Here is a 26,246-nt window from a genome sequence, read left to right on the forward strand (position 1 = left end):
CGAACATTCAGGAACGCTGCAGGGCGTTCCACTCCTCACGAGTGATTTCCCACAGCTCCGAATCCAGCTCGCCGCAGACGTAAGCTTTCTTTTCGGTTCTGACCAGTCGCATCCCGCTGCTCGCTGAAATCCGCTGCGAACGTTCGTTGACGGCCGCTTTTGGCGCACGCAGCAGCGGCTTGTTCAGGGTATTAAACCAGAAGTCCGTCGCGGCAATGCTGGCTTCACGCATATATCCCTGACCCTGCCACTCCGGCGCCAGCCAGAATCCCCGGTTGTTATCTTCCACGTCGTACAGGCAGATCAGGCCCATCAGTTGGTCGGGGTCGTCTTTGCGACGTATCGTCCAGAACCAGGCCACGCCATTTTCCACATCCGGCAGGGCGACGTTATTGACGTAATTCGCCGCGCCATCGGGCGGATAGGGCCATGGCACGCTCGCCACCAGGTAGCGAACAATCTCCCAGCGCGGATATAGCAGCTGAATTTGCGACGCATCCTCCACCTCCAGCGGTTTCAGTAGCAGGCGTTCGGTGGTTAACGTTGGCGTCTTCACGGTTCGCATCTCCATTATTTGTCGTTATGTTTTTGTTTGCCTTCTGCTATTTTCATGATTATCACATTCTGTCGTGTCTGAATAGCCGAGGAAAATATGACCTTAAGACTGGCCGCACCGGAAGAGGCCGAAAGGCTCTGGCATGTTCGTAACCTGGCGATCCGCGCAGGCTGTCAGAGCAGCTACGCTACGGACGTGATTGCCCGCTGGACGCCGGACGCGATGCCTGAAAGCTATCGTCAGGTGATCGTCGACAATCCTTTTTACGTTATCGAAGATGAGAAGGGCGCGATCGTGGCCAGCGGCTATCTCGACCTTGAAGCCAACAGCGTGGAGGCCATTTTCACCGTCCCCGAAGCGGCCGGAAAAGGGTTGGCGGGGCGGATCATCGCGGCGATTAAAGTCGATGCCCGCGAGCGTGGCATTTCGCGATTAACGCTCTCTTCGACGCCCAATGCGCAGACATTTTATGAGAAACAAGGCTTTATGACGCTTGGCGAGAGCATTCATTATTCCAGAATGGCCGAGGCGGAGTTACGCTGTTTTAACATGGTCATGGATTTAACCGGCGAGGAGACAAAATGACAGTTTCGGTCAGGGCGTTAGATAAAGAAGATTATGCCGACTGGCGGCCGCTGTGGGATGGCTACACGGCGTTTTATGAATGTAAACTCGAAGAGTCCGTGACGGCCTCGACGTGGGAAAGGGCGCTGAACTCAGATTCGGCGCTGCTTTGCCGGGTGGCAGAAATCGACGGAAAAGTGGTGGGGTTTGCCATGTGCGTGCTTCACGAAGGGACATTTTCGAGCGCGCCGATCTGCTACCTGGAAGATCTGTTTGTCGATGAAACCGTTCGTGGGAGCGGTGCCGGAAAGGCGCTGATAGAGGCGCTGCAGGCGGAGGGTAAACGCGAAGGGTGGTCAATGCTCTACTGGGTGACGCGGCAAAACAACCCTGCGCGAAAACTCTACGACAAGTTTGTTACAGCGGACGATTTCGTCCGCTACCGCGTTTCGCTTTAAGTGACGCTTACGGCTCGCGACGTGCAACGATAAACAGCCGCGGGAAGGCCAGCAGTATCTGTCCGTTTTCCTGTAACGGATACTGCTGTTCCAGAAGTTCATGATAGCGTTCCAGATAGTTCTGCTGCTCGTGTTCGCTCAGCTCCTGCAACCACGGGCGCAATCCTGTCGCGCTCACCCAGTCAACGATCGCCTGATGAGAACTCATTTTGTGATAGTAGGTGGTGCGCCAGATATCCACGTCGCAGCCCGCGTCGGTCAAAATATCAAAATAGGCGTGAACACCGGGCAGCGGATCGCGGCTGCGGTCCGGAAAACCTTGCTCGTAGGCCACTTCCCGCATTAATACGTGTGAGGGTTCGTCGCGATTGTCAGGCATTTGAATCGCTAAAACGCCGTTCATTTTGAGCAGGGAAACCAGGTGTGGCAGCAGCTCATAGTGATCGGGGATCCACTGGAGCGACGCATTGGCATAGACCAGGTCGACCGAATGCGGCGGGCGATAAGTTTGGATGTTGGCTTCGATAAACTGACACTCAGGCAAGGCGACCCGCGCCTGTTCCAGCATCGCGGGGGAGTTATCCACGCCAACAATGCGTGCCGACGGCCAGCGCTGATGCAAAAGCGCGGTGCTGTTCGCCGGGCCGCAGCCCAGATCCAGAACATCCGTCACCTCGTTCAGCGCTACTCTTGCCAGCAACTCGGCGGCGGGACGGGTGCGTTCCGCGCCATATTGCAGATATAAAGAAGTGTTCCAGTCGGCCATCAGCGCATCTCCAGTTTGCGGGTTTCAGCAAGTGTAGATGATTTATGTTCAGGCGTTTAGCCAGGCCTGACCATCGGCTTTCATTTTTCGCTCTAATTCACTCCCGCGCGTGGCAAAAACACGCTTCACGGGGAAGCCGCTTTTTTCCAGCACGTAAGCCAGAGCGGCATACTCGCGCGGGTATTTCTCGGCCGTCGCCGTGTCGATTTCCACCAGTCCCAGCGGGAATGTAAAAGTGCCCATGTCGTAAATGCTCTGACGATGGAAGAGCTTCCAGACGCCATTTCGCTTCTCGACCAGATCGTAGAAACGGTTGTGGCCGTTACAGCCCACGTTCAGTTTGACGTTTTCACCGATAATGATGGCGTTGGTTTCGACAATCGCTTTGTCGCCGTTGAAGGTGATAATCGGATTGCCCATCAGATGCTTAGTGCGGATATCGGACGCGCCCATACGCTCCGAACCGCTGACAAAATCGCTAAAAAGCCCTTCAAACCAGGTGACTTCGATGGTGCCGTCAGGGTGAAACAGCGAACGCAGCTGATCCCATTCGTTTAAATCCCGGTGGATCCAGCCGTTAATCAGGTCGGTAATCTGCAGACGGTCTTCAACTCTGTTGTCCATTTTCGTGCTCCGGTACGTGAAAGATGTATGGAGTATTCACTCTGCCTTCGATAACATCCAATAGATTAAATTGACCGATTAATCATTTTTAATGATGACTGGAGAAGAGTGATGGATTTACGCCAGTTACGCTATTTTCTGGCCGTGGCGGAAGAGAAACACTTTGGCCGCGCAGCGCAGACCTTAAATATCGTGCAGCCTGCGCTCAGTATGCAAATTCGTGCGCTCGAGGAAGAGCTCGGGGGCGCATTATTCCTGCGAACCAGCCGCAGCGTCGAGCTGACCGAGGCCGGAAAACTGCTCGAGACTGAGGCGCGGCGCACGCTGGAACAGGCTGAGTTTGCTCGTCGTTCCGTCGAAAGATCTCTGCGCGGCGAAACCGGCACGGTGCGGATTGGCTTCGCAGGCAACGCCATTTTTAGCGGCAAACTGATGCGTGATTTAAGGCTTTTTCGTCAACACTATCTCCTCTACGACGCGCACGATACTCACGAAAAACTGTACCTGATGTTAAGCCAGAAACTGAAACATGACCTTCGAATTGCGCATCGTTCTGACAGTTCGCTCAGCGTTCTGGCGCATGCCGCCGCCGGACTCGGCCTGGCGCTGGTTCCCGAGCCGTTGCAGCAGGTCAATATTCCTGGGCTGGTTTACCGCAGTCTGAATGATTCGGAGATGACGGCTAATCTGCTGATGATCAGCCGTGATGGCGAAACGAAGGGTGCGGTAAAGGCGTTTCTGTTACTGGCGAGCCAGGACGCGTCTTTGATGACAATAGTGTAGACCTGGAGCCGATATGGAGCGGTACCGATGATAGTTTTAAGGCTGTTAGCAATCAGGATAAGGATGACCACAAACCGGTGGATTCTGTCTGGGTTATGGTTGGTGCGCATAATGTATATTATGTTAAATTCAATATGTAAGATAAACAACGTCATACCTCACCGTGGCTCCCCGGTCCCTCTGAGCCCTGAGCGCCAACAGTCCCACCTTCCCTGCACCTGTTAAGCCACCCAGGCTTTAGCAATCAAGACTGATGTTAAACATAAACCACACCATGAACCCAATCGCATTCAGCAGTTGAAAACCCGTCGTGACTAACAGCGAGTGCACGATGAGATTTTTAACTATGGCGTAATGCACTTTCCCCGTTCTTCTGGCATCGGGCGAACGCTTACCATCTTCCTCTTTGTTAGCACCAGGATTCCCCAATGGACTACTGGGCGGCGCCAGAACTTCCGACTCGTGGCTTACGTCGTCTGATGGTTGAACTCCGCAGCATTGGAGATTTAGCACATATCCTTTCCCTGGCACTGTTTTGATAACTGACTGGTTTTTGCCGTCATCCCCAAGAAATGTGCGTAAAGCATGTATCGCGTTGGTCAGGCTGTTTAGCCCTACAATCCTGTCATCCCAGACGGTCTCGAGCAGATAATCTTTTTGACATAAGGTACCCGCGTTTTGAATGAGCACGCAGAGTAACTTAAACTGGAACTCGCCCACCTTCACTTCTTTGCCTGTCGCAAGATGATAAAGAGTTCCAGTGTCGAGGTTGATCAGCCAGCCATTAACAATATTATATTTCATCAGCCTGTCGATGTTTCAGAAAGGAATGCATGGGATATGAATTAAAGGACAAAAACATGTTGTTGTCGGCGATGAAGTGTTCGGAAATAATCCATATCAATACATTCAGACAATAAACACTCAATGATAAACAAAGAAGCCAAAAATAATATAATCAGTAAAATCTGCTTTTTAAGACTACGCATATTGAACGCTGAGCTATTGAAAGGTGAAAATCAAAATATGATTTAAAGCGCAGGCAATATAGCATCGTTTTTTAAACAGGAGCTAAACAGCGTTAATGATATAGACTAAAAATAAAAAAGGCATTGTAAATCCTGCGCTTTTTTACTTAAATAAACATAAGGCTGTTTATAGAAGATTGTTATAGGTAATGTTGTATTGTTTTCATTTACTTTGCATGCTTTATATTTGAGTGTTAACGTTCTGTATAATAATATAAACACCACAGTAAACTATTTTCTGCCGACTTTCATAAACAGGCAGAGAGGAAGGTTATGCCTCCCCTCTGCCCCTTGCTTTCAGTATCCTAACTCAATATTCAGCGGGGGGATTCACGATGAACAATCACCCTATTCTTCCCGGCCTGTTTGGCTTCATACAACGCAACGTCAGCTTTCTCTACCAGAGCGTGCAGATCCTCGTCATTGCGACAGGCCAGGCCGCAGCTGAACGTCAGTACCAGATCTGCCTCTCTCCACTCACGCTCAGAGACCTTTTGTCGCCATTGGTTTAGATATTCCAGAGCTTGGGTCTCATCCATATCGAGAAAAAGTATGACGAACTCTTCACCGCCGTAGCGATAGGCGCTGATTCCCTCACGAATCCATTCTGTTGCAGAGCTTCCAATATAAGTGAGGATTTTATCCCCAACGGGATGACCGTAGGTGTCGTTAACGGATTTAAAATTATCAATATCGATAATGGCCAGATGTATCCGCTGATTCTTTTTAATGTAATGCGTGAAGTCTTCTTCCAGCTTTCTTCGGTTATAGAGACCCGTTAAGGGATCTGTTCTGCTCTGGGTTTCAATATCATTGAACTCGGCAGTCTTGTTTTGGATCTTAGTAAAGATAGAGCTAATATCGTGTGCCTGCGTATTCACATCTGCCCCATCAAGACCGTAACTGATTCGCATCATCACGTTGGCGACATAAAGCTTACAAATCAAAGCAAGCCCGACGTAGTAAATGAGGCAGGAAATAGCGATAAAGATGAGTGCATTTAATGATGAATTGACTATTCGTTTAAATTCGTCATTATGAAGTGTAATAATAGTTATCCATTCAGGATTGGGATTAATACTGTAGTGGACATGCATTTCTGTCACGTCGTCATAGAAAAAACCGCTCACATCATGAAACTTCGGCATCCAGTGTGTGGGCACACTTTCTCTCAATAGCTTGCGTGGGTTTTCATGAAGTATATAAGTACCATTCCTGTCCACGACAAAGGGTGAACTATTATAGGGGGACTGGATATTCTTCAGCCCCAGGGAGATACTGGCCATATCTAGATCAAAGGCGACGCTGCCAATTTTATTCCTGTTGATATCAAACAAATTCATTGCCGCCGCGACTCGTTTCTCTCCGGATTCATTTCCTTCTGCATCCAGCACGTTATAGGCAAGAGTATGGAATATTTCCCCCTCCCGGGTATTATGCGGAAACCATGGACGATCTGTCGGTGTTTTTATCTTTGACAAATGTTCAGGAATAACCCGAAATTCTCCGTCGGAATTGTAAAGCATGGCATTCAGGAAAAGGTCGTGGGCATTCAAAAACTCATGGACCACATTGACGATCGGACCACCGCGATCGTTAATATTAAACTGGCTGTCTTTTCTTAACGCAAGTGATTGTATTCGTTGAAATGACTCATCAATGCTGCGCAGATAGGTCTTGATTGATTGTTGTGTTGTATTATGAGCGGTGTACCTGAGTGACTCATGAACTACCGAAGTCATTTTTATTTTACTCTCATAGTAAAACCACCCGCAGAGCATCAAAAACGGTATGAACATGATGAATAAAACAAGGTTGAGTAATTTGCCTAAAGCGTTTTTTTTATAAAGCAACATTATAATTGACAGTGTAGTTTCATATGAAAGTTCGGCATATTAAACGCACTGTAATGCGTATTCAAGGCAAAATTCCCCACGCCAGCGGGAATGAGCTCAAGGCATTAGTAACACTTCATAGTTATAACTTTAATTAATAAATGTCAAAGAGACAGAAACATAAAGAATAGACACAATAGGCGATAAAAGGTCACCATTACGCCTGATGGTAAAATGCATTAAAAATCAGCCAGTAACTTCACATACACTAACCCCAGACTCTTAGTTTCATCCAGCCGCCAGGGCGAAACCCTGGATGAGCCCCAATGAAAAGATTAGAAATTTTAACATTCAGCATCTGCGCTTTCCTCTTGGCTAGCTGCCTGATGGCTTTATTATCATCAATAAAATAGCCATCGTTCTGCACTGGCGGTAAACGAGTATGCAGGCCAGACGGCAGTAGTTGACCTACTGCCGACAAAACACCGACGGCGATCGGCTGGTATAGAACTGCCATGTGCTGCTGTTGAGCCGCAGTATGCTGAAATAGAACGGTTCTTTTGCCTTCAGGTAAAAATCGGGCAGCGTCCTGAGGAGTAAAGGGTTTATCGTCGCCCCACCCTCACTGGACGCGACATTTTCTGATTCGAGGAAGTAATCGTCATCTTTGCGGGTGAAGGTAAACCAGACGTTCTGATTAATTGGCATCGTCTCGGCATGACTATCGGTAATTTGTCCGCGCAAAATAGCGACTCCGCGGGTACCGTTGAAAACGTATCTGACGGAAATATCGCCGCGAATATCCGGATACTCCATGACCATTTCCCCGGAACAATTGAAATGCGATCGCTGCCAGTTCTCGAACATTAACATCCCAACAATTGTCAAGATTACGGCGACAATGATGAAAATCACCCATTTAATATTACGCACCCACATTTCTGGACTCCGTGAAATAATAATGTGTTACGCAGTCATTATCACGCCAGCGACTATATTGCTGGCGACAGGTTAATGCCGAGATGCGCGGAAAATTGGGATACATCGTGAGATAAATCCAGGGGTAACTGTGACAGTCGAGCTGGCTTGCCTTTATAAACTGCTGATGCTTATCAAAATTCAGCACGTCCTGATTCCCATACCAGTGACACCCCTTCACCACGCTCAGGGGCTCATAGCGGCTCAGCCTCGAATCGAACTGTGCCTGCCAGGTGACGATACCGGCCACAATGCAGCTTACCGCTGCGGCCAATACCCACCAGAGCAAACGCCTGCGCGGCGCAATCGGCGCGGCTTCCATCGCTGAAACAGGCTCAGTCAACGGCTTTTCGCTGCGAGGCTCTTCGGCCTCCTGCTCCACCACGTTCAGCTGCCGTTCCAGGCGGATGCCGACTTTCGGCACGGTGACGATCAGCTCTTCATTGAGACCAAGCTCTTTAAACGCGCGCCGCAGCAAGGAGATGTTTTGATAGAAGGTATTATTTGTGACCTGCGCCCCATTAATAAACCAGACGTGTTCAAAAAAATAATCGCGCTCAATGACCTGGCCCTGTTGCTGAATTAACAGGTATAAACAACGCGCTGCCGGATTACTTAACGCAATGCGTTTCGTTTCATCGGATTTTGCGTGTAAGACGTTTCGCTCCGGACTGAATATGACAGCGCCGTTGAGCAAAAAAACTTTTGCCATCTTGATCCCTGAATGTGGATTTTTGTCAATTTAGCTGTAGTAAGTTCATTCCTGGTTAATTTACGACAGCTGAAAATCCCCAACGATTTCCTTCATCGTTAATCACCACAAAGTTTATCGTATTATTCCGTCTTTCAGGAGGTGCAGAATTAAAAATCATGCTCCGTGAATGCGGTAAAACCACTATTCCACCTGTGGAATAGTCTCCGAATGAAACCTCAGCCAGAGTTATGTTCCAGGAACTATCATTTACAGCATGAATCATGCCGCCTTCATAGCGAAAACTCAGAAGATTGATGGATTTTTCAGTCAACACGCCTGTATTTTTCGGTCGCCATAGGACTTTAAGCTGATTTCTTAGCGTAAGGCGCACTTTTTCACCAGTTGGCGCGTTCTTCATCTCCGGTGGAATTTGATAAACGTTGAGCCAAAACAGGGACTCACGATCCTGAGCCAGTCCCTTACCCGTGGTCATGATCCGCAGTTCACGCTGTTCGCCCGGCTGAATTTTGAGGACCGGGGGCAGCACCACAAAAGGCGCACTGGCCTGGGATGGCCCCTTCTCTGGCGCTCCGTCATCCACCCAGCTCTGCACCACCACCGGATAATCACCGTCATTCACCAGCATCACCGTGCGCTGTGTCTCGCCGTGGTTGAAGACGACGCGGGTGGTGCTGATATTGACCGCGGCCTGCACGCTGAACGCCAGCAGCAAGACGCTACTGAATACGCAGTAAAACCTGGACATGTGACTGATAACTCCCCGCCGTTAAGGTATCCGCCCCAAAGCTCGCCAGACGCGCTTCGAAGGTTTCGCTGTAATAGTTCACGCCGTCCTGGCTACCGTTTTTCTGCGTATTGCTGCCAATAACGGGCATCCAGCCGCCTTCCGAGCCGCTGCCGGGCGTAGTCACCGCCATAAAATTCACCGGATTTCCGGCCCGATACACCTGCACGCCCACGCCGCGGGCATGTCCGGGCGCGCCGTATTGCGCATCGAGTAGCCAGGTCACGGTTTTACCGGTGATCAGGTTAAAACCCCAGGCGCTGTTGACGCTGCTTTCCGGGGCGAGTAACCCCATCGCCACGTTGCTTTTTCCCGTCGCCACGCCCGACACCACCGTCGATTCGCAGGCGAAGCCAATCTGGAACGGCGCGGAGGAGTACTCTCCGCGTTTCAGCTGCGCCACCGAGATAACCGGCAGATGCACCACCGGGGTGAAGTCTGTCACCTGGCACATCGCCGCACGTTTAACGGTGATCCCGTTCCCGTAAAGGCTAATCACCGACGGCCAGTCGTTGGCCCACCCCGCCCAGTTACCGCCGCGATGCGGCTGCCCGATCTTAATATCCCAGGATAACGTCCCCGGCCCGCGAAATACCACGTAGGCATTGGGGTTCACATAGCTGTTGTAGCTGGCGGACTGTGCCTGGTTGGCGTAATAGCGCGTATCCAGGGTTTTGATCAGCTCCGCGCTGATCGTTGAGAAATTCTTGGCCTTAATCAGGAAATTGCCGTTGGTGTCGCGATCCAGGTTTTCCATCGGACGCTGCTGCCAGCTGTCGGTGAACACGCTTCCCGTTGCGTCATGGGTCAGACGCAGCGCCACATTTTTCATGACCGTCAGCCTGGCGCCCGGCACATCCGTGGCTTCATACCAGCCCGCATAGGCATCATCGCCGTTGGTGGACCAGGCTTCATACAGTTGCCCTGCGGTATCTGGCGTACAGCGGAAAAAGACCTGTTCCGGATCATACCCGCCGCCTTTGTGGGCGTAGGTGGTAAACGGAATTCCGCCGCCGGAAGTGAGGATCGTCCCCGCAGGCTGAAAACTGTTATTGCTGGTCACGTCGACAGACTTACTCAGCCCCGGCAGCAGCCCGTTCCAGGCATCATTTCCGCCGCCGGATCGCCAGTCATTGGCGACGCCGTCCGATGCATCGCTCAGCCGGTGCGTTCCCTGCGCGCCGCTGCTTCCTGTTTTGTAGGGATAGATAATGTATTCGCAGGCGGCCTGCACGCCCGGGGAAAGCAGGGCCAACAGCAGGAGAAATCGTCTCATGATCGTCCTTTCACTTCGCAGGCCAGCGTTAATGCAATCAGAGGCTCTGCGCGTTGTTGTTCGTTAAGTTTCCACGGCAGCGAGCAGTCGCTCCCGTCGATCGTCAGTCGCCCCTGCTCGTCTTCTACGCGGGCATAGACCTGATTTCCCTGCGCAACCATCCCCACGATGCGACCACGTTCATCGATCACCGATGCCCCTACCGGAAACGTGACATTGTCACTTACCGTAATGAGTAACGGGTACCCCGAGAGTGTCGCAAAACGCAGTTTGACGGCGGCTCCGGCCATCGGCGCGATACGGCGCTGGCTCTCCTGGAGCTCCGCGCTGGTGTTCATTGCGCTGCCATCGAGGGTGACGTTGTTATAGCGATAAGGCGTTAAAGACGGGACCAGTGCGTAACCCCCGCTGTTGACCGTCGCGCCCTGCCCGCCGCCGACTCTGGCCCCTTGCGCGCCGGGCGCTTCCACCAGGGCGAAGGTGTCGCCCACCCACGGACCCGCGACAACGCCGTGACGATGCACGACGACCGCTCCGCGCACGCCTGCGGTCCACTGCTGATAGTTTTGCGCCTGCGACACGCTACCGTTCAGCGTGCCGAAGGCGGTGTTTTTCTGTAACGATCCGCTCCAGTCGGTCACATCGCTGGCCTCACCCTGCCCCTGCTGCCAGCCCGTGGAGAGCGCATAGTTGAGGGTTTCATCGCGGTCGAGTGCGCCGGAGATCGCCACCTGCGCATTGCGCCCGGCCTGCCGGGCCTGGCTTGCAGACAGTGCCAGCGTGTGCTCGCGTTCGCCAAAGCTGAGCGGTACCGAGAGCGTCAGCGTCGCCACATTCTCTTTTTGCGCCTGGGTATTCTCCCCGCTGCGCCACCAGGTGTCCTGCCGACTGAAAGAGATGCCAAGCGTCACGCGGCCAATGGTGGTGTTGTACCCGGCCTGCAGCTGGTTACTATTTCCACGGCCACCGTAATAATCCATCATCGAGCCAGAGACCCACAGATTGCCGTAGCCGCCCAGCGTCTGGTTCAGGGTAGCGGTAAACTGGTTGCGCTGGCGCAGGGTGTCCGAGCGCCACTCCTTATCCCCCCCGATGACGCTTCGCTCGCCCAGCACATCGCCGTAGTCACGGTAGCCCTCGGTTGAATAGCGATATCCCGCCAGCGCCACGTGGGTGCCGGTCGGACTGAAGGTCTTGCTCCAGTTGGTTTGCAGACGCCATCCACTCAGGGACTGAGACGCAATCCGCGCCCGTGACCCGGTAAGATCAACGCCAAAAGCGCCGAGTGTGGTCGCCAGCACGCCGCCGATCAGCAGCGCCTGGTAATCGTCGCCGATCCGCACCGCGCTGTTCGCGGTGAGCAGATTGCTCATCCCGCGCTCCAGCGTGAAGTCGGCGAACAGACCGTCGGCGGCGCTGTAGTCCCGGGTTTTGCCCGCGACCAGACCATAGCGCCAGACGCCGGGGCGCAACGACAACGGCACGCTGGCGTAGGGCACCGTGTAGCCGCTCTTTTTGCCGTCTGCCCCGGTGATTTCAACCTGTAGATCGCCGTCCCAGGCGGTATTTGGCAAATCATCGAGCACAAACGGCCCTTGAGGCACGCTGGTTTCATACAGCGTACGGCCATTTTGCTTGACCACCACCCGCGACGGCGTTGATGCCGTACCGCGCACTTCGGGGGCGTAGCCGCGCCGCGACTGGGGCCACATCCGCTGATCGGTTTCCAGCTTGACGCCGGTAAAAGCCATACTGCCGAGCAGATTGCCCGGCGTGTAACTTTCCCCGACGGTCAGCACGCTTTCCAGTCTGACGATCGGATGCTGAAGCCATGTTTGCAGTGCATCCCAGCGCTGCGTTTCGCGGTAGTCATCGCGCCGCCAGTTCGCAGAAGACTGCTGGCGGAACTGCCAGCTGCCGAGGTTAAATCCGCTGCTGAGGCCGAGCCAGCCGTAATCGCTCTGCTGGCCGCCGTTTTTGTTGTGATAGACGTGCAGGTTATAGTTGCTAAACAGCACACTCTCACCGCTCTGCCATTGCGAGGGTGGAACATAATCCTGCGGGGTGCGCTTAAGCGAGGCCTGGGGCACGCTCAGATTGAGGCGCAGCAAGCCCTGATCGAACGTCCACTTTCCGCCGCTAACGCGAAGTTCAGGCGCAAGACAGCCATCAGACGGTGCATTTTCCGCCGCAATAACCCCCTGCTCATCCCAGAATTTGACCGGGAGGCAAGGCGTTATACGCCCGTCGGCATCCGGCTGAAACAGCACGTCATCGCGCGCAACATACTGCCCGTTCAGCCAGATATCGACGCTGTAATGTCTGGCGGCCACCGCATCCTGATCGTTGAACTGCGTCAGCCCTTTTTCGTAGCCGCTGCCCAGCAACAAAGCCTCATCAAAGGTGTATTCGCCAGCCAGAGCGGGCGTGACACCGGGCAGAATCAGCCACCACCAGTGCGGATTAATGGCTGACATCGCCAGGGTTCCCTGGCGTCACGCGCCCGGCTAAGGTTGCGCCCTGATCGTTAATCCAGCGCATCTGAGCTTCACCCACCTGCTTAACTGTCGCGGGCCATGAAACCGTCGTCCAGGGAGCGACAGTTTGACTTAAAATGCGCTGCTTTTTCCCTGCACCGCTGACATCCAGGGAAGAGAGCGCAAGGTAATACCCGCTGTGGTTACGCAAAAACAGTTTGCCGTCCTGAAGCCAGACGCGACTGGTGTGCGCCATTTCCAGCGGTGAGCCCGCAAGATCCTTCGGACGCATCAGCACTTTTACCCGACTGCGTACCAGGACCATGAGCTGGTTGTCTGGCTGCGCGCCTTTTTCCGTCGGTGGGATCTGCACAAAATTGAACCACCACAGAGACTCCCTGTCCTGAGCGACCGGTTTACCGACGTAGCGCAGACGAACCGTCTGCCCCGAATGGGCCGCCAGCCGGAAGACTGGCGGCGTGGTGATAAAAGGCGCGGTCGCCGTTTGCGGGGCCGATTGCGCGTTGCCTTCATCCAGCCAAACCTGTACCACGCCGGGGAAATCGTCGCGGTTGGTCAACTGCACGCTGACTTCGCGGCTGTCTGCCGGATAGATAATCCGGCTTCCGGTCATCACAATACTGGCCTGCGCACTCGCGCAGATCAGCATTCCGGCTAAAACACTCGCCATTCCTTTCATCACCGGTGCTCCCTTACAGGTAGGAGATGGCGTACTGCACGGAGCCCACCACCGTGCCGGCTGTCGCCCCGCCGTTCGGGCTGAAATACTGCACGGCAAAGTCGTGCTCACCGGCAGTGCTGCCTGCCGCGACGGTGATCCCGGCAACCGGGGTCGCATCACGCAGATCGATGGCTGTGGTCCCCGCGCTGTCGGTCATCAGCTGCAGTTCAACGTTTTGCGCCGTACCGGTATTCGCCAGGTTACCGCGCTCGGTCATGTTGTTGGCGACGAATACGGTTTTGATGTCCAGCGCATCCGCATCGACGGTGCAACCTGTCACCCCAAGGGTAAATGCCGTCAGACCCGCTGAAGAGGCCGCCGTCGCCAGTTCGCTTTTGGCGACGGTCGGCAGTAACACTACCGGGCGCGCATTCACACCGTTGATGGTGACTTCGCAGGTCTGCTCGGTGACCTCGCCTTTAAAGGTGATGGTATTGGCCGAGTCAGCGTGAGCCGTTTGCGCGATGACGAGCGCGAGGCTTCCTGCAACAAATAAACGGCTGGCGTGTGAAGGTTTGATTTTCATATTGTCTGTCCTTAATAAAGAAATACCCTGGCGGCCTGACTGGCAACGCAATAGCACTCCTCCGCAGGGCGCGGAATATTTATTTGCGTGGAGTAAGAGACCAGTGAGCTTATGTACATCATAGGATTAACCCTACGATGATTGCTAGTTTAAGAAAATTCCCAATAATTAAAACCTTTGTTTTCTCAAATAACAAAAATGCGATCTTAAATAAGATTAAATCACCTTAAATGCACTCTAACCTGTTGTTTTATAGGGTGTTGAAAAACATCGAGACATGTTAAATTAATTTTTTCTTAGTTGCCAGATCCCTTTGAAAAATCCATCCCATGAAGAGTGTCATTAATATTAATGCGATTTTCGCATGCCATTCTCTCACCCCTTGTCGCCAACTCAGACTTCTGGAGTGCGTTTTTTGACCACAAAAAAACAAACTAGAAAGCATTGCTTTCTAGTTTTATTGAGAGCACAATCGCCCTCAGATTGACGCGTTTGAATATCACTAATCGGAGGTTGTATGAGTCTTTTGTTAAAAAATGCAAATATTTTCAATGGTAAGGATAACGTCATTACGGCCGGCAATATTTTACTGGCGGGAGACAAGATCGCCGCTATCTCTTCGCAGGAGATCCCCGTCGGAAGCAATGTGCAGGTGCTGGATCTGAAGGGGAAATATGTGATGCCGGGGCTGATCGATGCGCATGTTCACATCACCGCCAGTCAGCTAGATTTTAACGAAGCTAATGTCCATAAGGGCTACATGTATGCCCGGACCTTTAACTTCCTGCGCGACATGATCCGCCGCGGGTTTACCTCCGTCCGTGATGCCGGTGGCGCCGATATGGGCATTAAAAAATCCATTGATGACGGTCTGCTTCCTGCTCCGCGACTGTTTATGAGCTGCCGGGCGTTAAGCCAGACGGGCGGCCACGGTGATTACCGCCATCAGGCGTCCGAGATGGTGACTTGCGCGTGCAGCCTCTGCTCCGCCTCGTCCATTGCGATCATCTGTGACGGTGTCACAGCGGTACGCCACGCGGTGCGTGAGCAGTTTCGAGTGGGCGCCAGCCAGATCAAAATCATGGCCGGAGGTGGCATCGCCTCGCCAACGGACAAAATTGATAACCTGCAGTATTCGGATGAAGAAATCATTGCGATTGTCGATGAGGCCCGCCGTTTTAACAGCTACGTGATGGCCCATGCCTATACCCCGGCTGCGATTTCGCGCTGCGTCAAATATGGGGTCAAAACTATCGAGCACGGTAATTTGCTGGATGAGCAGTCGGCGAAAGATATGCACGACCATCAGGCTTATCTGGTGCCTACGCTCGCTATCTATAACGCCTTTAAAAACAATATGAGTTCAGAGGTTCCTGACTCCGTCGTGAATAAGCTGGATGAGGTTCGTCTGAAGGCGCTGGAATCTATCCGGCTGGCACGCTTGCATAACGTCAAAATTGGCTTAGGCACCGATTTACTCGGCGATTTCCACAGCTTTGAGTACGACGAACTCACCCTGCGCAGCCAGGTGGAGAGCGCGTTTGATACCCTCCATTCCGCAACCTATATCAATGCCGAAATTCTCGACATGAAGGATAAGCTGGGTGTGGTGGCCGAAGATGCCTTTGCCGATCTGCTGGTGCTGCCAAAAAATCCACTCGACGATATTCACCTGTTTAACGAACAGGAAGATAACGTCCTGATGGTGATTAAAAACGGCGAAATCGTGAAAAATCTGCTTGCCTGAATTTGACCGGAATACACAAACACATGTTGGCAAATTATCTCCATAGCCTGTCGCGGCTCGTTATTATCATTAACCCGTTAACCATGTTTGCCCTCTTTTGTTCCTACACCTCAGGAATGCCCGTGAAAGAGGTGAAGACGATTGGGAGCAAAACGACGATTGCCGTCGCCATCACGCTGATCCTGTGTGTTTTAGGCGGCACGCATATTTTTCAGCTGTTTGGCATCAACATCGCGGCGTTACAGTTTGCCGGGGGTTTGTCTCTGCTGATGTCGAGTCTGAAAGGGCTCGGCGAGCAGGCTGATAATCCGCTGCCTGTGTCGGGGAATATCGCGATTGTTCCCCTGTGTATTCCGGTGATCGCGGGCCCAGCGGCGATGTCTATTGCGATTAGCCTGACGCAACAGACACATAATCCGCTGGCGGTGAGTCTGGCCATTGTCACGGTGGCGCTGATCCTGGGGGTGCTTTTTTACTTTAGCCAGCCGGTTTGCCGGTGGTTAGGTGAAACGGTTATGAATATAATCAAGCGCATCTCCTGGCTGGCACTGGCGTGTATTGGTACCCAACTGCTGATGGCCGGATTCACGTTTTATATCAAAGTTTAAGAGGCCTTATGACCCGCGATTACACTCAGTTAACCGATTTATTGCGTGAGAATCACAGCGCCTGGCAGCAAATCCTGGAGCCGGTTCTTAACGAGATTGGGGTAACCTTTGTTGATCGCGTCATCCTCGATAAACTCGATAGCCAAAGCGGTCAGACTAAAAATGAACTGGCGAATCAACTCGGGACCGTTCATCAGAATTTAACCCGGTCGATTGCTCGCCTGGAACAGCAGGGTCTCCTTCGCAGCAGTAAAAATAACCCTGCCGATAAGCGACAGATTTTTCTTGAAATTACCCGGGAAGGTTCCGCCATGAACCGGCGGGTAAATGAGAAGATCAATGATATTTGGAACGATATTCTGGGCAATGTCTCTGCCCAGGAAATCCAGCTCTTTGAGACTGTCCTCGTCAGATTAAACAGCAATCTGAGAGGTCTCAAAATTCCAGGAAAATAGCATGCAACAGATCCCACAAGATTATCAGATAATCAAAAGCACCCCTTTCTTTAATAATACCAACGTCCCCGACGCGCTCAGACTGCGACACCGAATTCTGGCTGGCGCCTATGCCAGAATTTCGGTCATGGAGGGCGCAGTAAAGCTTCTCTGCTACCAACAGCAACAGGCAAAAGAGGCACAAAAAATCAGGATTATTCGTCCGGGTGAATTCTACGTTGTGACCGCCGATGGGTGGTATGTCGTTGAGATGTATGAAGAGGAGACGGTGTTTAATATTGATTTCTTCGATAACGCCGTTTGTTGACCTGAAACCCCGTCAAACCCTGCCCGCCGGGTAGGGTTTAAAACCCTGGTTTATTTGCCGATATCCCGACTTTCTTGTAACCTTCCCCTGCACTCCCTGACGACTCACAGCAGAAACCGGATTTCACTATGGCAGCACACAATTCCAAAGATCCTTTGCACGGCGTAACGCTTGAAATGCAGGTCAACGCTCTGGTTGCCCGCTACGGTTGGGTTCAACTCGGCAAACTGATCAATATTAACTGTTTTAAAAGCGACCCGAGCGTCAAATCAAGTCTCAAGTTTTTGCGCCGCACTCCCTGGGCTCGCGCTGAGGTCGAAGCGCTGTATCTCGACTCGCTGGAAGATGCCGCCCCTGAAGATCTTGATAATGATCCCTGGGCCAATAGCCGCCTGAAAAAGAGTTAACACACGATGCCCTTACAGGTTAAACGTTCTGGCGCACTCATTCTTATCGCGCTGCTGCTCGCCAGCTGCTCGTCCAAACCGCCGAAATCCTTAGTCACCCCGCTTCCGCCGGTGGCGAAGCACCCCCTGACGGCAAAACCGCAAAAAGATCAGGGCCCGATGCGCGGTATCTGGCTCGCGACCGTGTCTCGTCTCGACTGGCCGCCGGTTTCCTCGGTGAATATCAGCAATCCGGCCACCCGCAACAGCGTTCAACAAAAAGCGCTGACCGATAAGCTGGATAAACTGAAAAGCCTCGGGATTAACACGGTGTTTTTCCAGATCAAACCGGACGGAACCGCACTGTGGCCATCAAAGATTTTGCCATGGTCTGACACCCTGACCGGCCATGTCGGCCAGGACCCCGGCTACGACCCGCTGATGTTTATGCTCGATGAAGCGCACAAACGCGGCATGAAAGTTCACGCTTGGTTTAACCCGTACCGGGTGACGACCAACACCAAACCGGGAACCGTGGCGGAGCTGAATCGCACGATTTCCCTTAATCCGGCCAGTGTTTTTGTTCTCCATCGCGACTGGATCCGCACCGCCAGCGACCGCTACGTGCTCGACCCCGGCATTCCGGAAGCACGGGACTGGATCACCAGCATCGTGGCGGAAGTCGTCTCGCGCTACCCGGTTGATGGCGTGCAGTTCGATGACTATTTCTATACCGAAACGCCCGGCTCCACGCTTAACGATAACCAGACCTTCCAGCAATACGGCGCAGGATTTGCATCCAAAGCGGACTGGCGTCGGCACAACACGCACCAGCTGATCGAGCAAGTCTCGCGCACCATCAAGCAGCTCAATCCCGGCGTGGAGTTTGGCGTGAGCCCGGCAGGCGTCTGGCGCAATCGCTCGCACGATCCTTTGGGATCAGAAACCTCAGGCGCCGCCGCGTATGACGAAGCCTTCGCCGATACCCGTCTGTGGGTGAAAGAAGGCTTACTGGATTACATCGCCCCGCAGGTTTACTGGCCCTTCTCCCGTAAAGCGGCCCGCTACGACGTACTGGCGAAATGGTGGGCGGACGTCGTCAAGCCGACCAACACGCGTCTCTATATCGGCGTGGCGCTGTATAAAGTAGGGGAATCGTCAAAGAATGAGCCTGACTGGACGGTGAACGGCGGCGTGCCGGAGCTGAAAAAACAGATCGATTTGAATGAATCGGTACCGCACATCGACGGTACGATTCTTTTCAGAGAGGACTATCTCAACCAGCCGCAGGCGCAGGAAGCGGTCAGCTATATCAAAACGCGCTGGGGTTCATAACCCCGGCGGTTATTCCGGTTTAGGCCCGAACATCTCCAGCAGCTGTTGCTGATCGGGCATCCCGACCACCTGCTGCAGTTCGTTCTTCGCATTCATGTAGTAAATGGCGGGCGTTGCGTTTGCGCCCAGCTCATCCATCAGTTTCTGGTGTTGCTGGAGCAGGTTGAAGGTTTCACGTGATGAATCCCCCTTCAGCGCTGGCAACGTTTTGCCCCCAGACAGCTCGTACGCTTTCCAGGCTTCAACAGGATCGGCTGCATTCAGAATGGCGGTCGCATTCGGGCCGCTTTTCGGATTAAGCAACGCAACCAGCAGCGTATTCAGCTGCACTTTCCCGGCTTTCACCCACGGCTGCGCTTGTGCCCAGAATTTTTTGCAGTACGGGCAGAACGGATCGGCAAAGACAAACACCTTCCGCGGAGCCGTTTCCGCGCCCTCTTTCAATGGCTGCGTTTTGTTGAGGGTTTCCCACATCTGGCGGCCCAGCGGGATGTAAATCTCTTTCTGGAAATAGTCTTCGCTGATGTTTTTCCCTTTATCATCATAAAGATAACCAGAGATGACATGCTTCCCGTCAGGCGTCATAAACAACGTCACGCCCATATCCTGATACTGACCAATCCAGCTTTTCATGCCGCCGGGTGCGTCAATTTCTTTGATATTTTGAATGCCCTGCTGCTCGCCAAACTGCTTCACGATGGGCGGAAGATCGCTGGCCGCCATCGCCAGCGCGGGAAGAAACCATGACGTCATGATAAGAAGTGAACGGCGCATATCGCTCCTGGATGTGTGAGGGATCATTGACCGGCCTGATAGCGTTTCTGCAGTGTCGCCGCCAGCTTGCGTTGCAGCGGTTCCGGGGTTTCCCCTTCGATCAGCTTGCCAATTAAATCGAAACAGTGCCAGGCCAGCTGGCGATTGTCCTGGCGCACCGTATCTATCGGAATGGTCAATGAATCATAGAGATAGTGATCGTCAAAGCTGGCCAGCCGCATATCGCTTTGCAAAAGATGATGCTGCCCCATATAACGCAAGACCCCTTCCAGCAAACCACAGGCAGCGGTGAAAAGGGCTTTCGGCGGGCGGCCCAATCGGGCACACAGCTCTGCAAACATTTCGTAGCCAGAGCTGGGGTGATAGTTGCCGTGAATGATCCACTCCGGGCGCAGTTCAACGCCGGCATTCGCCAGCCCCTGTTTAAAACCTTCAAGACGATCGCGGGTCGGGGAGAGTCTCGGCTGCCCGCCGAGAAAATAGATTTCGTCTGGATGCTGGCGGGCAATATCCGCCACCAGTTCGGCCGTCGGGGTAATGGAATCGGTGATCACCAGCGGCAAAGAGCTGTCGTTCATATGGCGATCGAACAGCACCACCGGAAGCTGTTCGCTCAGTTTTTGATAATCCGCGTCGTTGAGCAGACTGGAAGCCACAATGAGGCCGTCAACCTGACGCGAGACCATATTGTTGACCACCACCGTCTCCTGCCCTGGATTTTCATCCGTACAGGAGATCAGCAGCTGGACTCCGGCCTCGCGGCATAAGGTTTCCAGCTCATGAGAAAACACGGCAAAACCATAGTTAGTGATTTCCGGCACCACCAGTCCGATGGTGTGACTGCGGTTATCTCGCAGTGAACGCGCATGAATGCTCGGCTGGTAATGATGCTGTTTCGCAATAGCCAGAACCCGGTCGCGGGTTTCCTCTGCCACGCGTAACTCTTTACTACGACCATTCAACACCAGGCTGGCGGTGGCTTTGGACACCCCCGCCAGCTCAGCAATGTCTTTGATGGTGACGCGTTTTGTTTTTCTCACAACGACTTAGACTCGGCTGCCAAAACCCTCATTCTATCATGCAGGCGCGAAGCGACCAGTAGCGTAATGTGATGACGGACGCACCTTCGAAGCGAATTTGCGCCGGATGTTCAGGAAAATAGCGGCTGCTCATCACCCCTTCGCCGTCGTTGATGAAAATCTCGACGCTTGAGCGATCGCACAGGACACGCAGCGAGGTGACTTTTCCGCACCAGTAGCGCGTGTGCATGTCGCCATTTTCCAGACTTTGACGCTGCAGCTGAATCCCCTGCTCATCCACGCTCAGCCAGAGCGTATCGGCAAAATTCACGTTCACAGGCCCATCGGGGATCAGTGTGAATTCCAGCCGACCGGCATCAAGCCTTGGCGCATCGTCAGCGCGCCCCTGCCATTGATGCTCCTGCTCTCGCAGGCGCGCCAGCTCGCGGATCGGCAGTTGATAGAGTTTCCCCTCGCGGAAATTGAGCTCACGCGGGCAGGTCATCTGGTGGATCCAGCCGTGTTCCCGCGTGGGCTGCAGCATCTCTTCCCCGTCCGGAACGCCCATCCAGCCGATCAGAATGCGGCGACCGTCGGCTGAAAGCGTGGTTTGCGGGGCATAGAACTCAAACCCGGCATCCAGTTCGTGTAACGGTCCGTGGCTGAACGTGGCGCTGTCCCAGGCAAAATCACCGCTCATCCAGGTGGCGGGATAGGTATTGAGATACCGATGCGGCTCGCGTGCCAGCCCTTGCGGGCAGCAGATCAACACCTGCGTACCCTCCAGCTCGAACAGATCCGGGCACTCCCACATGTACCCCGCGTCCTGCAGCCCGTTCACGCCGTGCCCGGCAATTTCTCCGCAGGCGTCCCAGGTGTGCAAATCAGCCGATTTATACAGCAGCACTTTGCCGCGTTTTTGCTGATCCTGCGCGCCCAGCACCATGTACCAGCTTCCGTTGTGCTGCCACACTTTCGGGTCGCGAACGTGGCCGGTATAACCCTCCGGTAGCGGCAGTACCGGGCCGAGTTTATCGAATCCTCCGTCGGCATTTTGTACGGCGAGACACTGCCACGCCGTGCGGCTACCGTCATCGAACTTCACATTGCCGGTATAACAGAGCGTCAGCACGCCATTGTTATCGACCGCGCTGCCGGAATAGCAGCCGCTGCGGTCATACTCTTCGTCGGGCATCAGCGCCATGGGCTCATGCTGCCACTGCACTAAATCCTCTGAGCTCCAGTGGCCCCAGCATTTATAGCGATGATCGCAACCCAGCGGATTCCACTGATAAAACAGATGGTAACGTCCGGCATGCCAGATAAAACCGTTGGGGTCGTTCATCAGACCGGTCACGGGCGCGGGATGCCACTGCGGGTAGTGGCTATCCTCTAACGCACGCGGTTGCCCTTTCATGACGGCCTGCAAAACGGCAGGCCAGCGGGAAGGAAGCGTCATTATTCTGAGTCCGTTTTGTATTTCAGCAGTAATGAGACCGCAAAGGCGACGCCGAATGCGATCACCATTCCAATAATATAGTTAAGCAGCGAGTTCGCCTGCACGATCGCCATGCCCGGGATCGCGGTCAGCCCGACCGCCGTCATGTAAACATGTACCGATACGACCCAGGCACCGCCCGCGGCACCGCCGATCAGCGCGGCAATAAACGGCTTCACAAAGCGCAGGTTGATACCAAAAATAGCCGCTTCGGTGATGCCCAGCATCGCCGAAAACGCCGACGGCAGCGTGATCGCTTTAATTTTGGCATCTTTCGTTTTGAACCATACCGCCAAACAGGCTCCGCCCTGCGCGACGTTCGCCATCGCCCAAATCGGCAGCAGGAAATTCACGCCAATCGACGGATTGCCCAACAGCCCCGCTTCAATCGCATGAAAACTATGGTGAATCCCGGTAATGACGATAACCGAATACAACCCGCCAAACAGCAGTCCGGCCAGCCATCCGGCATGGGCAATCAGGGTGCTTAAAATAAACGAAATACCATCGCCCAGCGCGCGGCCTGCCGGGCCAATAATCAGTAATGCGATAAAGCCGGAGATAATCACGGTCAGGAATGGGGTCAGGATCAGATCCAGCGCATCCGGGATCACACGGCGAAGCTGTTTCTCGACGAGGCTCATAAACCACACCGCCAGCAGCACCGGAAACACTGTTCCCTGGTAGCCGATCATGGCAATTTCAAAGCCGAAAAAGTCCATGGTATGGAAACCGGAGGCCACACCCCAGGCGTTGGTTAGCGCCGGGTGAGTCAGGATCCCACCGAGCGTGGCGCCAAGATAGGGGTTGCCGCCAAATTCTCGGGCGGCGGTAAAACCAATCAGGATCGGCAGAATAATAAACGCCGCCGAACTACACATGTCGAGCATGATGTAGATGGCGTTATCCGCATTCACCCACCCGTAGGTTTTGACCATGCCGAGCAGACCCATCAGCAGGCCGGATGCCACAATGGCAGGAATAATCGGCACAAAGATATTCGACAGCAGTCGTGCAATTCGCTGGAATGGGTTCAGTTTACGCGCGGCGATGTCGGCCGCTTCCGACTTGCTTGACTCGCCAATACCGGTGGCCTGAATAAACGCCGCATAGACTTTGTTGACCACGCCGGTACCAAAAATAACCTGCATCTGGCCTGCGTTACGAAAACACCCTTTCACCCCTTCGACCTGCCCAATCGCCTGCTGATCGGCGAGGGCGTCGTCAACCAGCACCAGACGCAACCGCGTTGCGCAGTGCGCCGCGCTGGCGATGTTCTCTTTGCCACCGAGCAGCGGAATAAGCGCGCGGGCGATATTATCAAAATCCATAGACACCTCTGTCTGAACGCATTTTTATGATGTAAGTGACGCCCCCGCATTGCGGGAGCGTAAAGGGTTAAAACCAGGTTTCCATCTGTACCCCAAAGTTCCATTCCCCACCCGCGTTGAAACCGCTGCTGCCAAAGGCATCATCGCTGGCGTAGTGATCCAGTTTGCTGCTCCAGTCCATCCAGGTGGCGTACAAACGCAGTTCCGGGCGACTGAAGAAATCGCCGATCTTGCCGGCTTTTAAGGTTGGCGCGACGGTCAGTTTGTAGAAACTGCCGTTGACGGCGTTGCGATCTTTGTAGCCTTTCGGGTCTAAATCCATGTACTGATAGCTGCCCTCAAAGGCCAGCGCAAAGTTCTGGGTGACCTCTTTGATTAAACGTGTATTCAGGGTGACCCACTCGTAGCTGTCGCCTTTGACATAGCGATCTTTGCTGCTCTGGGCCAGCACCGCCGGGGCAATATGCCACCCGCCGCCGACTGGCGTAGTGCCATAGGTCGCGAATCGCCAGGTGTCCGCCTCGGACAGCAGCGCGCCATCAGAGCCGATACTTTTCACTTCGGCGCCCAGGCCGTGGCCATACAGCAGCGCGGTTTTCGCCGAGCCTTCTCGCAGGCCGTAGAAACTCTCATTATGCAGACCGACCAGGGCGTGGACACCCTGATTGGCTGCGTCGGTTTTGATGGCGTCGCCGTTGGCGTCTTTGCGGTCATCGTTATCTTTGGCGCGCATCCCGCTCACCATCACCTGCAGCGGACCGGCAAAGTGATTCATACTCAGGATGTAGTTCTGGACGTTGTTATCGATCTCTTCCTGGCTGCCGAAGTTGCGTCCATACAGGGAGAAGTTACTGCGGAAATCATTGCTCCACTTCACGTCATACACCCCGCCGCCGGTCCCTGCGAGGAACACCACATCAGAATCGAGCCAGTGAATATCGAAATTATCGCGGTCGAAACGCTTCCCGGCCCAGAAGGTACTGCCTTTCAATGGCCCGCTGAAATCAGGTAATTGCCCCAGCTCGGCAAAGGCCTGGCGAATATTGAGATCGCTCGAATCGGCCGACCAGTCGTTATAGGTTTTTTGGCCGTCGGCCAGCATCGCTTTAAAACGCGTGGTCGCGCCGTTATCCAGCGTCTGTTTATGCTCCACGTTCAGTTCGACGTAGGTATCGGCTTCGTTGCCAAGACGCCCCACCGCGCCGCCCGTCTCCCCGGCAGGCGTGAGATAAGGGCCGCTTTTGCTGCTGGATGCCGCATCGTTCATCAGTAAACCCGAGCGAGCATACCCGTGGAACTCAAACCCGCTGGTTTGGTCGGCTTTTTTCTCCAGCACCGCGGTACGCTGCGCGACTTCCTGAGTGGTGGTCTGGGTTTGCTGTTGCACGGCCACCAGCTGCTGCGTTTTCTGCTCTGCGGCACTGGCGCGCTTTTCAGCGGCCTGCGCGCGGTTCTCAGCCTCCTGCAAACGTTGTTCGAGCATCGCAAGACGCGCTTCAATACTGTTCATATCCGTCTGAGCGTAGACGGAGGCACTCCCGGCCAGCATGCCAATCATCACGGCAAGTCTGCGTTTTTTATACATTTTGTCGCATCCCTAAAAGAGGTTATTGAAAGTTGCTAATCTGCTAAACCGGTTTAGGTGAGTGATACTAAACTGCTGAATTTTGGATCGGCAATGTTTTTTGCTAAACCGATTTAGTAAATGTGACCAGGGCGACAATTCAGACCGCAGACGAGCGGTCTGGGGAGGGAAAGCAATTACAGTTCGTGCTGGTAAGGCAGCGCGGTCATCGCACCTTTCGAGGTGGTCGCCAGCGCCCCGCAGCGCTGCGCCAGCGTCAGGATCGCAGGGAGATCGCCCGTATGATTGACCAGCCCGTACAGCAGTCCGGCGACAAACGCATCTCCGGCGCCGGTGGTATCCACACTTACCACCGGCGCTGCGGAATACGCGGTCAAGGTGCCATTGTGCCAGGCGACAACGCCCTCTTTGCCTTTTGTCACCAGCACTAAAGGTGACTGAGACTGGCTAACCACCAGCGCCAGCGCGGGCTCCAGCTCATCAAGTCCGCTCAAAAAGGTTAGCTCTTCAACGGATAGTTTTACGACATCAGCTTTACGCATCGCCTGCATCAGACACTCGCGTAATTCGTTATCATCCTGCCAGAGATCGGGACGAATGTTGGGGTCAAAGCTGACATAACCCCCCGCCGCTTTGATGGCATCCATCGCCTGAAACGTCGTGGTACGACTGGGCTGTGCGCTCAGGGCAATCGAGCAGACGTGCAGCCAGTCGCCCTCGTGAAAAGAAGGCAGATCGGCTTGCGTCAGAAACAGGTCAGCGCTCGGTCGTACCATGAAGGTAAACGAGCGTTCTCCGCTTTCGTCCAGGTCGACCACCACTGTCGAGGTGCGATGCAGAGGGTCGAGATGCATCCACTCTACATCCACCTTTTCCCTGATTAATGTCTGACGCAGAAAGCGGCCAAAAGGATCATCGCCCACTCTGCCGATAAACGCGCTATGCCCGCCAAGCCGCGCAATACCAACCGCCACATTGGCTGGCGCTCCGCCCGGACACTGTAATAGTCGGCCCTCTCCATCCGGAAGAAGATCGACCACGGCGTCGCCCAGCACCCATATTTTTTTCATGCTCACCTCAAGCTAAACT

Annotated in this window: 27 protein-coding genes; 9 read left to right on the plus strand and 18 right to left on the minus strand. The window is 53.8% G+C overall.

Annotated features, from left to right (window positions below; all coding sequences use genetic code 11):
- Positions 1 to 7 precede the first annotated feature (7 nt).
- Positions 8 to 556 carry a GNAT family N-acetyltransferase gene (locus U9O48_RS11420; RefSeq protein ID WP_324724354.1) on the minus strand — a complete coding sequence of 183 codons (549 nt, stop codon included), beginning with the start codon at positions 554 to 556 and terminating at the stop codon, positions 8 to 10.
- 96 nt (positions 557 to 652) lie between these two features.
- Here U9O48_RS11420 and U9O48_RS11425 point away from each other — a divergent pair, with 96 nt between their 5' ends.
- Both U9O48_RS11425 and U9O48_RS11430 read left to right on the plus strand, forming a co-directional pair.
- Positions 653 to 1,141: a GNAT family N-acetyltransferase gene (locus U9O48_RS11425; RefSeq protein WP_324724355.1), complete on the plus strand. Its 489-nt coding sequence runs from the start codon at positions 653 to 655 to the stop codon at positions 1,139 to 1,141.
- Positions 1,138 to 1,578 carry a GNAT family N-acetyltransferase gene (locus tag U9O48_RS11430; protein WP_324724356.1) on the plus strand — a complete coding sequence of 147 codons (441 nt, stop codon included), beginning with the start codon at positions 1,138 to 1,140 and terminating at the stop codon, positions 1,576 to 1,578. The genes U9O48_RS11425 and U9O48_RS11430 overlap by 4 nt, the downstream gene beginning before the upstream one ends.
- A gap of 7 nt (positions 1,579 to 1,585) precedes the next feature.
- Here the strand turns inward: U9O48_RS11430 and tam are convergent, their stop codons facing one another.
- Positions 1,586 to 2,344 carry a trans-aconitate 2-methyltransferase gene (gene tam, locus U9O48_RS11435; RefSeq protein ID WP_324724357.1) on the minus strand — a complete coding sequence of 253 codons (759 nt, stop codon included), beginning with the start codon at positions 2,342 to 2,344 and terminating at the stop codon, positions 1,586 to 1,588.
- A gap of 48 nt (positions 2,345 to 2,392) precedes the next feature.
- The gene (locus U9O48_RS11440) at positions 2,393 to 2,968 is read right to left on the minus strand and encodes a nuclear transport factor 2 family protein (RefSeq protein ID WP_285144470.1); all 576 of its coding nucleotides are present in this window, start codon (positions 2,966 to 2,968) and stop codon (positions 2,393 to 2,395) included.
- Between the two features lie 111 nt (positions 2,969 to 3,079).
- Between U9O48_RS11440 and U9O48_RS11445 the strand changes: the two genes are divergently transcribed.
- Positions 3,080 to 3,751 carry a LysR family transcriptional regulator gene (locus U9O48_RS11445; protein WP_324724358.1) on the plus strand — a complete coding sequence of 224 codons (672 nt, stop codon included), beginning with the start codon at positions 3,080 to 3,082 and terminating at the stop codon, positions 3,749 to 3,751.
- Positions 3,752 to 3,988: 237 nt separating this feature from the next.
- Here the strand turns inward: U9O48_RS11445 and U9O48_RS11450 are convergent, their stop codons facing one another.
- From U9O48_RS11450 to U9O48_RS11490, 9 genes are all read right to left on the minus strand, one after another.
- Positions 3,989 to 4,555, minus strand: a complete 567-nt coding sequence (locus U9O48_RS11450; RefSeq protein ID WP_324724359.1) for a winged helix-turn-helix domain-containing protein — start codon at positions 4,553 to 4,555, stop codon at positions 3,989 to 3,991.
- Positions 4,556 to 5,096: 541 nt separating this feature from the next.
- Complete coding sequence (locus tag U9O48_RS11455; RefSeq protein ID WP_324724361.1) at positions 5,097 to 6,521, minus strand: GGDEF domain-containing protein; 1,425 nt, start codon at positions 6,519 to 6,521, stop codon at positions 5,097 to 5,099.
- Positions 6,522 to 7,082: 561 nt separating this feature from the next.
- The gene (locus U9O48_RS11460; RefSeq protein ID WP_324724363.1) at positions 7,083 to 7,553 is read right to left on the minus strand and encodes a hypothetical protein; all 471 of its coding nucleotides are present in this window, start codon (positions 7,551 to 7,553) and stop codon (positions 7,083 to 7,085) included.
- On the minus strand, positions 7,540 to 8,304 hold the full coding sequence (locus U9O48_RS11465) for a winged helix-turn-helix domain-containing protein (RefSeq protein WP_324724364.1): 765 nt from the start codon (positions 8,302 to 8,304) through the stop codon (positions 7,540 to 7,542). The genes U9O48_RS11460 and U9O48_RS11465 overlap by 14 nt, the downstream gene beginning before the upstream one ends.
- 55 nt (positions 8,305 to 8,359) lie before the next feature.
- Entirely contained in the window at positions 8,360 to 9,052 is a 693-nt protein-coding gene (locus U9O48_RS11470; RefSeq protein ID WP_324724365.1) for a molecular chaperone, read from the minus strand.
- Positions 9,024 to 10,367, minus strand: coding sequence for a fimbrial protein (locus U9O48_RS11475; protein WP_324724367.1), 1,344 nt, complete (start codon positions 10,365 to 10,367; stop codon positions 9,024 to 9,026). The genes U9O48_RS11470 and U9O48_RS11475 overlap by 29 nt, the downstream gene beginning before the upstream one ends.
- The gene (locus U9O48_RS11480; RefSeq protein ID WP_324724368.1) at positions 10,364 to 12,844 is read right to left on the minus strand and encodes a fimbria/pilus outer membrane usher protein; all 2,481 of its coding nucleotides are present in this window, start codon (positions 12,842 to 12,844) and stop codon (positions 10,364 to 10,366) included. The genes U9O48_RS11475 and U9O48_RS11480 overlap by 4 nt, the downstream gene beginning before the upstream one ends.
- Complete coding sequence (locus U9O48_RS11485) at positions 12,831 to 13,544, minus strand: molecular chaperone (RefSeq protein ID WP_324722507.1); 714 nt, start codon at positions 13,542 to 13,544, stop codon at positions 12,831 to 12,833. Before U9O48_RS11485 ends, U9O48_RS11480 begins: the two co-directional genes overlap by 14 nt.
- A 13-nt stretch (positions 13,545 to 13,557) precedes the next feature.
- Positions 13,558 to 14,112 (minus strand): fimbrial protein, encoded by a 555-nt coding sequence (locus U9O48_RS11490; RefSeq protein WP_282495233.1) that lies wholly within the window; start codon positions 14,110 to 14,112, stop codon positions 13,558 to 13,560.
- A gap of 517 nt (positions 14,113 to 14,629) precedes the next feature.
- Here U9O48_RS11490 and U9O48_RS11495 point away from each other — a divergent pair.
- From U9O48_RS11495 to U9O48_RS11520, 6 genes are all read left to right on the plus strand, one after another.
- On the plus strand, positions 14,630 to 15,859 hold the full coding sequence (locus U9O48_RS11495) for an amidohydrolase family protein (RefSeq protein WP_324722508.1): 1,230 nt from the start codon (positions 14,630 to 14,632) through the stop codon (positions 15,857 to 15,859).
- A 23-nt stretch (positions 15,860 to 15,882) separates the two neighbouring features.
- The gene (locus U9O48_RS11500) at positions 15,883 to 16,467 is read left to right on the plus strand and encodes a MarC family protein (protein WP_285144459.1); all 585 of its coding nucleotides are present in this window, start codon (positions 15,883 to 15,885) and stop codon (positions 16,465 to 16,467) included.
- An 8-nt stretch (positions 16,468 to 16,475) separates the two neighbouring features.
- A complete protein-coding gene (locus U9O48_RS11505; RefSeq protein ID WP_282495230.1) occupies positions 16,476 to 16,922 on the plus strand; it encodes a MarR family winged helix-turn-helix transcriptional regulator in 447 nt (148 codons plus the stop codon).
- 1 nt (position 16,923) lies between these two features.
- A complete protein-coding gene (locus tag U9O48_RS11510; protein ID WP_282495229.1) occupies positions 16,924 to 17,229 on the plus strand; it encodes a DUF1971 domain-containing protein in 306 nt (101 codons plus the stop codon).
- A gap of 128 nt (positions 17,230 to 17,357) precedes the next feature.
- Positions 17,358 to 17,636, plus strand: coding sequence for a VF530 family protein (locus U9O48_RS11515; protein WP_282495228.1), 279 nt, complete (start codon positions 17,358 to 17,360; stop codon positions 17,634 to 17,636).
- A 6-nt stretch (positions 17,637 to 17,642) separates the two neighbouring features.
- Positions 17,643 to 18,950 (plus strand): glycoside hydrolase family 10 protein, encoded by a 1,308-nt coding sequence (locus tag U9O48_RS11520; protein WP_282495227.1) that lies wholly within the window; start codon positions 17,643 to 17,645, stop codon positions 18,948 to 18,950.
- Positions 18,951 to 18,959: 9 nt separating this feature from the next.
- Here U9O48_RS11520 and dsbG read toward each other — a convergent pair whose 3' ends face one another.
- From dsbG to U9O48_RS11550, 6 genes are all read right to left on the minus strand, one after another.
- On the minus strand, positions 18,960 to 19,703 hold the full coding sequence (gene dsbG, locus U9O48_RS11525; RefSeq protein WP_416382221.1) for a thiol:disulfide interchange protein DsbG: 744 nt from the start codon (positions 19,701 to 19,703) through the stop codon (positions 18,960 to 18,962).
- A gap of 44 nt (positions 19,704 to 19,747) precedes the next feature.
- Positions 19,748 to 20,764, minus strand: a complete 1,017-nt coding sequence (locus U9O48_RS11530) for a LacI family DNA-binding transcriptional regulator (RefSeq protein ID WP_282495225.1) — start codon at positions 20,762 to 20,764, stop codon at positions 19,748 to 19,750.
- Positions 20,765 to 20,792: 28 nt separating this feature from the next.
- The gene (locus U9O48_RS11535; protein WP_324722510.1) at positions 20,793 to 22,202 is read right to left on the minus strand and encodes a sucrose-6-phosphate hydrolase; all 1,410 of its coding nucleotides are present in this window, start codon (positions 22,200 to 22,202) and stop codon (positions 20,793 to 20,795) included.
- Positions 22,202 to 23,572: a sucrose-specific PTS transporter subunit IIBC gene (locus U9O48_RS11540; RefSeq protein WP_285154257.1), complete on the minus strand. Its 1,371-nt coding sequence runs from the start codon at positions 23,570 to 23,572 to the stop codon at positions 22,202 to 22,204. Before U9O48_RS11540 ends, U9O48_RS11535 begins: the two co-directional genes overlap by 1 nt.
- 67 nt (positions 23,573 to 23,639) lie before the next feature.
- Positions 23,640 to 25,157 (minus strand): carbohydrate porin, encoded by a 1,518-nt coding sequence (locus tag U9O48_RS11545; protein WP_324722511.1) that lies wholly within the window; start codon positions 25,155 to 25,157, stop codon positions 23,640 to 23,642.
- A 176-nt stretch (positions 25,158 to 25,333) separates the two neighbouring features.
- Positions 25,334 to 26,227, minus strand: coding sequence for an aminoimidazole riboside kinase (locus U9O48_RS11550; protein WP_324722512.1), 894 nt, complete (start codon positions 26,225 to 26,227; stop codon positions 25,334 to 25,336).
- Positions 26,228 to 26,246 lie beyond the last annotated feature (19 nt).

The sequence above is a fragment of the Lelliottia sp. JS-SCA-14 genome (genome assembly GCF_035593345.1).
Lineage (GTDB): Bacteria > Pseudomonadota > Gammaproteobacteria > Enterobacterales > Enterobacteriaceae > Enterobacter > Enterobacter wanjuensis.

Coding starts and splice junctions, on each gene's coding strand:
- U9O48_RS11475 (WP_324724367.1), bottom strand. CDS start 10,367: ATGAGACGATTTCTCCTGCTGTTGGCCCTGCTTTCCCCGGGCGTGCAG.
- U9O48_RS11520 (WP_282495227.1), top strand. CDS start 17,643: ATGCCCTTACAGGTTAAACGTTCTGGCGCACTCATTCTTATCGCGCTG.
- U9O48_RS11490 (WP_282495233.1), bottom strand. CDS start 14,112: ATGAAAATCAAACCTTCACACGCCAGCCGTTTATTTGTTGCAGGAAGC.
- U9O48_RS11535 (WP_324722510.1), bottom strand. CDS start 22,202: ATGACGCTTCCTTCCCGCTGGCCTGCCGTTTTGCAGGCCGTCATGAAA.
- U9O48_RS11550 (WP_324722512.1), bottom strand. CDS start 26,227: ATGAAAAAAATATGGGTGCTGGGCGACGCCGTGGTCGATCTTCTTCCG.
- tam (WP_324724357.1), bottom strand. CDS start 2,344: ATGGCCGACTGGAACACTTCTTTATATCTGCAATATGGCGCGGAACGC.
- U9O48_RS11500 (WP_285144459.1), top strand. CDS start 15,883: ATGTTGGCAAATTATCTCCATAGCCTGTCGCGGCTCGTTATTATCATT.
- U9O48_RS11450 (WP_324724359.1), bottom strand. CDS start 4,555: ATGAAATATAATATTGTTAATGGCTGGCTGATCAACCTCGACACTGGA.
- U9O48_RS11460 (WP_324724363.1), bottom strand. CDS start 7,553: ATGTGGGTGCGTAATATTAAATGGGTGATTTTCATCATTGTCGCCGTA.
- U9O48_RS11440 (WP_285144470.1), bottom strand. CDS start 2,968: ATGGACAACAGAGTTGAAGACCGTCTGCAGATTACCGACCTGATTAAC.
- U9O48_RS11515 (WP_282495228.1), top strand. CDS start 17,358: ATGGCAGCACACAATTCCAAAGATCCTTTGCACGGCGTAACGCTTGAA.
- U9O48_RS11430 (WP_324724356.1), top strand. CDS start 1,138: ATGACAGTTTCGGTCAGGGCGTTAGATAAAGAAGATTATGCCGACTGG.
- U9O48_RS11485 (WP_324722507.1), bottom strand. CDS start 13,544: ATGAAAGGAATGGCGAGTGTTTTAGCCGGAATGCTGATCTGCGCGAGT.
- U9O48_RS11445 (WP_324724358.1), top strand. CDS start 3,080: ATGGATTTACGCCAGTTACGCTATTTTCTGGCCGTGGCGGAAGAGAAA.
- U9O48_RS11425 (WP_324724355.1), top strand. CDS start 653: ATGACCTTAAGACTGGCCGCACCGGAAGAGGCCGAAAGGCTCTGGCAT.
- U9O48_RS11465 (WP_324724364.1), bottom strand. CDS start 8,304: ATGGCAAAAGTTTTTTTGCTCAACGGCGCTGTCATATTCAGTCCGGAG.
- U9O48_RS11505 (WP_282495230.1), top strand. CDS start 16,476: ATGACCCGCGATTACACTCAGTTAACCGATTTATTGCGTGAGAATCAC.
- U9O48_RS11540 (WP_285154257.1), bottom strand. CDS start 23,572: ATGGATTTTGATAATATCGCCCGCGCGCTTATTCCGCTGCTCGGTGGC.
- U9O48_RS11470 (WP_324724365.1), bottom strand. CDS start 9,052: ATGTCCAGGTTTTACTGCGTATTCAGTAGCGTCTTGCTGCTGGCGTTC.
- U9O48_RS11545 (WP_324722511.1), bottom strand. CDS start 25,157: ATGTATAAAAAACGCAGACTTGCCGTGATGATTGGCATGCTGGCCGGG.
- U9O48_RS11480 (WP_324724368.1), bottom strand. CDS start 12,844: ATGTCAGCCATTAATCCGCACTGGTGGTGGCTGATTCTGCCCGGTGTC.
- dsbG (WP_416382221.1), bottom strand. CDS start 19,703: ATGACGTCATGGTTTCTTCCCGCGCTGGCGATGGCGGCCAGCGATCTT.
- U9O48_RS11495 (WP_324722508.1), top strand. CDS start 14,630: ATGAGTCTTTTGTTAAAAAATGCAAATATTTTCAATGGTAAGGATAAC.
- U9O48_RS11455 (WP_324724361.1), bottom strand. CDS start 6,521: ATGACTTCGGTAGTTCATGAGTCACTCAGGTACACCGCTCATAATACA.
- U9O48_RS11510 (WP_282495229.1), top strand. CDS start 16,924: ATGCAACAGATCCCACAAGATTATCAGATAATCAAAAGCACCCCTTTC.